The 4674-nt window shown below is 67.5% G+C and carries 4 protein-coding genes; all 4 read left to right on the forward strand.

All coding sequences use genetic code 11. The annotated features are described in order from the left end of the window. Nucleotides 1-164 precede the first annotated feature (164 nt). The 4 genes from Sri02f_RS40670 to Sri02f_RS40685 are packed head-to-tail and all read left to right on the forward strand — an operon-like array spanning nucleotide 165 to nucleotide 4588. Nucleotides 165-1268: a tyrosine-type recombinase/integrase gene (locus Sri02f_RS40670; RefSeq protein WP_109006306.1), complete on the forward strand. Its 1104-nt coding sequence runs from the start codon at nucleotides 165-167 to the stop codon at nucleotides 1266-1268. A gap of 17 nt (nucleotides 1269-1285) precedes the next feature. Further along, nucleotides 1286-1636, forward strand: a complete 351-nt coding sequence (locus tag Sri02f_RS40675; RefSeq protein ID WP_109006307.1) for a helix-turn-helix domain-containing protein — start codon at nucleotides 1286-1288, stop codon at nucleotides 1634-1636. Further along, nucleotides 1633-4053: a hypothetical protein gene (locus Sri02f_RS40680; protein ID WP_109006308.1), complete on the forward strand. Its 2421-nt coding sequence runs from the start codon at nucleotides 1633-1635 to the stop codon at nucleotides 4051-4053. The genes Sri02f_RS40675 and Sri02f_RS40680 overlap by 4 nt, the downstream gene beginning before the upstream one ends. A 25-nt stretch (nucleotides 4054-4078) precedes the next feature. Continuing rightward, the gene (locus Sri02f_RS40685; RefSeq protein ID WP_109006309.1) at nucleotides 4079-4588 is read left to right on the forward strand and encodes a GNAT family N-acetyltransferase; all 510 of its coding nucleotides are present in this window, start codon (nucleotides 4079-4081) and stop codon (nucleotides 4586-4588) included. Nucleotides 4589-4674 lie beyond the last annotated feature (86 nt).

Here is a 4674-nt window from a genome sequence, read left to right on the forward strand (position 1 = left end):
AACCCTCGGGAATTGCATCAGGCGGGCGAGAAGCCGCAGGTCGCCTGGTCACGGAGGGAAACGGAAGGAGTCCGTAGTTTCCACGAACTGGCCTCCTGAGCAGGGATGTTGCCGAGCCTATCCCGTCTGATGCATGATCTGCTCTCCAGAAGGGATGGTCTGGAGTGGTGCATCAGCGCAAGGTGGCCCTGGCCGGGGCGGCCCACATGGAGCTCGTCTCCGGAGTGGTCCAGCTGCGCCCCGAGGACGCGATGTTCGACGCGATGCTGCGCGGTTGGCGTGCTCAGCAGAAGTCGCGAGGGCTGAAGGACGACACGATCGACCCGAGGGAACGGCTGATCCGCCGGTTCCTGGACTTCACGAACGAGTACCCGTGGCGATGGACGCCCGCCCACCTGGATGAGTGGTCGGCATCGTTGACGAGCGAGAAGCACTTGGCGCCGTCGACGATCCGCAGCTACCAGGGCATCATCCGGCTGTTCACCGAGCTCCTCATCGACGCCCGATACGGCTGGGGTCCGGCATGCGAGGAAGCCTTCGGCACCTTTCCGGTGGCGATCTGCCATGAGTGGAATACCCTGCCTCACCTGCAGGATTACGAAGGCGATCCGGAGGCGAGGCCCTTCACGCGGAAAGAGCTGCAGCTCTTCCTCGACTACGCCGACGACCAGGTCGAACGAGCGGTACGGGCGAAACGCAAGGGCGCCTTGGCGGCCTACCGCGACGCCACATTGTTCAAGGTGGTCTACGGGTGGGGCCTACGCCGGACCGAGACCTCCAAGCTCGACGTGGTCGACTTTGGACGCAACCCGCAGGCCCGGCAGTTCGGCCGGTACGGCACGCTCAACGTCCGCTACGGCAAGGCGAAGAAGGGCCAGCCACCGCGCCGGCGGAACGTGCTGTCGGTGATGGACTGGGCCGTCGAGGCGGTCGCCGACTACGTCGAGAACGTCCGCCCGCGCTTTGGGTTCCCCGATCACCCTGCTCTGTGGATCACCGAGCGCGGTGGCCGCCTGCAGCCCGGCTCGATCAACGACCGGTTCGAGGCATACCGGGACGCTCTCGGGCTGACGAAAGAGCTGACCCCGCACAGTCTTCGGCATTCGTACGTCACGCACCTGACCGAGGACGGCGTGGACCGGCGCTTCATCCAGCAGCAGGTCGGCCACGAGTGCGACAGCTCCCTGGCCATCTACACGCACGTCAGCGACGACTACATGAACACTTCCCTGCACAAGGCACTGGCCCCGGCGTTCGCCGGGGCCTGATGAGGAGGGATCCGGCGATGGCCGCCAAGCTCGACTACCACTGGCACCTGCGCAAAGTCATGGCCGACCGCGGGATGTTCTCCACCACCGACCTCCTTCCACTGCTCGCCGAACGCGGCATCACGCTGTCCACGAGCCAGGTCTACCGGCTCGTCGTCGAGCGACCGGAGCGACTGAGCCTGAAGATCCTCATGGCCCTGCTCGACATCCTCGACTGCACCATGGACGACCTCATCGAGCCCATCGCGGCAGCCGGCACCGCGAAGAAGCCGAAGAAGGCAGCCGCCGCCGGCTCGGCGCCCGAGTCGGAGGGACTCGGCGGACTGCGTCCCAAGCGTGCTCGGATCAGAGGAGTTGACGGGCCTTGACCACGGCTGACCAGCTGGATCGTGCCGTCGCGGACCCGATCGGCCTGATCACAGACCTCGTCACCAATGTCGAGAAGGAACTCGGCGCCGAGAGGATCCGGGCCGTGGTCACCGCGGTCGCGGGCGGTCGAGCGAAGTCCCGCCAGGTGGCCAAGGCTTTGGTGATGCGGTCGGCCGTCCTGACCGACGGCAAGTCCCCAGCGCCCCGGGCGATCGGCGATCTACTCATCGAGCTCCGCAAGGCCGGCGCCTTGGCGATCGCGGCACCGGTCTGCGCGGAGTGCGGCAAGCAGCTGCGAACCATCCAGCGCAAGGGCCAGGACTGGTACTGCTCGGTCTGCGGGCAGGAGACCGTTGAGTGCACCACCTGCGGAAACGTCCGACGCATCAGCTTCCGGGACCGCAAGGGCCTACCCCGCTGCAAGATGTGTCCCGACAAGGATGACCGCGATCCCGTGACGGTCGTCCACGAACTGATCACCGCGATCGCCCAGGACGCTGACCGCGACGTGATCGCCGAAGCCCTTCGCCGCACGGCACCCAGCCGTCCCACCTACCGGCAGAGACTGGTCTGGGCTCTGGAGGAGAACCCTCGTCTGCTGACCGGGGAGGGATACCTGGCGCCGCATCGCGCCATCCTGCGGTTTATCGACCTGCTGCACGAGGCTGGCGTCGCCGGGATCGTCCGGCCCGCCTGCCCTCGCTGCCACCGGGTGGTCCGCATCGACAAGCCGCTCGACGGGCAGCGGGTCTGCCGAAACTGCATCGCCAAGTCCCGATTCGAAGAATGCGTACGTTGTGGTGCTCGGCGAGAGCCAGCCACCCGCGACGCCGACGGGCGACCACTGTGTCCGAGCTGCCTGGTCAAGGACCCGGCAAACCTGGAGACCTGCATCGTCTGCGGCGAGTCACGCATGGTCAGCAACCGCACCGCGGACGGGCCGATCTGCCCGAACTGCCGTCCCCTGCCCATCCTGCTTTGCTCGATCTGCGGCCGCACCGCATCCTGCATGCTCTCGAAGCTCACCGGCCTGCCCCGCTGCGGCGGCTGTGACAGGCGCCAAGGCCACTGCACCGTCTGCGGACGAATGCGCGGCATCCACTCCGGCACCGCCGATGCCCCCGTCTGCGGCCCCTGCACCACGCCGGACGCCGAGCTCTGGCGCCCCTGTCCCACCTGCAGACAAGCCGAACGGCTGCACGCACCGGGACCGTGCCCCCGCTGCACCCTCAAGCAGCGGCTCCACGAACTCCTCGCCGATGGCACCGGCTCCATAAACCCGAAGCTACAGCTCCTTCACGACGCCCTGGCCGACACCGAACGGGCCGGCACCGCGATGCGTTGGCTCTCCAAGGGCATCGTCTCCACCGTCCTGTCCGATCTCGGCTCCGGCCGCCGGCCTCTCACTCACAAGGCCCTGGACGAGCTCCCTGAAGGCAAGGTCGTCGAGCACATCCGCAGCGTCCTCGTCGCCACCGGATCCCTGCCTCAGCGAGATGAGCAGATGGTCCGTCTCGAACGGCACGTGAAGGACCTCGTCTCCTCCCACGCGACAGCCGAGGGCCGGAAAATCCTGCACCGGTACGCGACATGGCACCTCCTGCGCCGGCTCCGCCGGCGCAGCCGCGGCAAGGACATCACGCACTACCAGCTCACGGTCGCCCGCCAGCATCTGCGGGCGGCAGTTCACCTCCTGGACTGGCTCGAAGAACATAACCTCACCCTGACCACCTGCCGCCAGGCCGACCTTGAACGCTGGATGACCAGCGACGACGCCCGCCACCGCCGGGAGGCAGGCCACTTCGTTCGCTGGGCCCTGGCCCAGAAGATCGCCCGCGATCTCAGCTTCCCGGCCGAGCGATGGAACGGCCCCTCCCAGGCCATGGACGACGAAGCCCGCTGGGACACCGCCCGCCGCCTGCTGCACGACGACACCCTCAAGCCCGAAGACCGCCTGGCCGGACTGCTGTTGCTCCTCTATGCCCAGTGGCCCGCGGCGATCTCCCGGCTCACCGTCGACCACATCGAGGAGACGGACGGAGCCGTCCGCATCCGCCTCGGCGCCGTCCCAGTCGAGCTTCCCGCACCCGTCGCTGACCTGGCCCTGCAACAGGTCGCGGTTCGCCGCAGCCATGCCGTCCTCGCCCAGACAGACTCACCCTGGCTCTTCCCCGGCGGCCAGCCCGGCCGTCCGATCAGCGCCTGGGCCATGGGCGAGAGGCTCCGCAAGCTCGGCATCCGGCTCGCGGAAGCCCGCTCGACCGCGCTGTTCCAGCTCGCCACCGAGCTGCCCGCCGCCGTCCTCGCCCGCACCCTCGGCATCGACATCACCGTCGCCGTCAAATGGCAGCGAGCCGCCGCCGGGGACTGGGGCGCCTACGCGGCCGAGGTCAGCCGCCGTCACCATGACGTCTGAATCCAAAGGCAAGGGAGCAACACAGATGCTGCTACGTGATGTTGAGTACGGCGACGTCGACGCCTACGTCCGGATGCGATGCGACCCGGTCATGATGGCCGAGCTGGGCGGACCGGTGCCTCGCGAAGGCATGGAGGCGAAGGTCCAACGTGATGTTCAACGAGTGGCAGCGGACACCGACTGGACAAAGATGATCGTGCCCGATGAGGCCGAGCCGGGCGTGGTCGCGGGAACCGTGACCTTGTGGCCCCACGACGCAGATGGCGAGCGCATCTCCGAGATCGGCTGGATGGTCCTGCCGGAGTACCAGGGACGGGGACTTGGAAAGCAGGGCGTCCGCGCGCTGCTTGAACTGGCCCGCGACGACGGCCGGTGGGGCGTGATACACGCATTCCCGGCGACAACCAACGCCCCGTCCAACGGCATCTGCCGCACGCTCGGCTTCCGATTCCTGGGCAAGCAAGACGTGCCATTCGCCGGTCGAGTCCTGCAAACCAACCACTGGGCTATCGACCCTCGCACCGACCTGACCTGATACATGTCTGCAGCACGCCGGGGACCCACGCAGGGCCCCGAGGGCGGGAGGCATTCAAAGAGTTCCAATACCCGACTCCACCATTA

Source organism: Streptomyces rishiriensis, from assembly GCF_003112535.1.
GTDB classification, from domain to species: domain Bacteria; phylum Actinomycetota; class Actinomycetes; order Streptomycetales; family Streptomycetaceae; genus Streptomyces; species Streptomyces rishiriensis.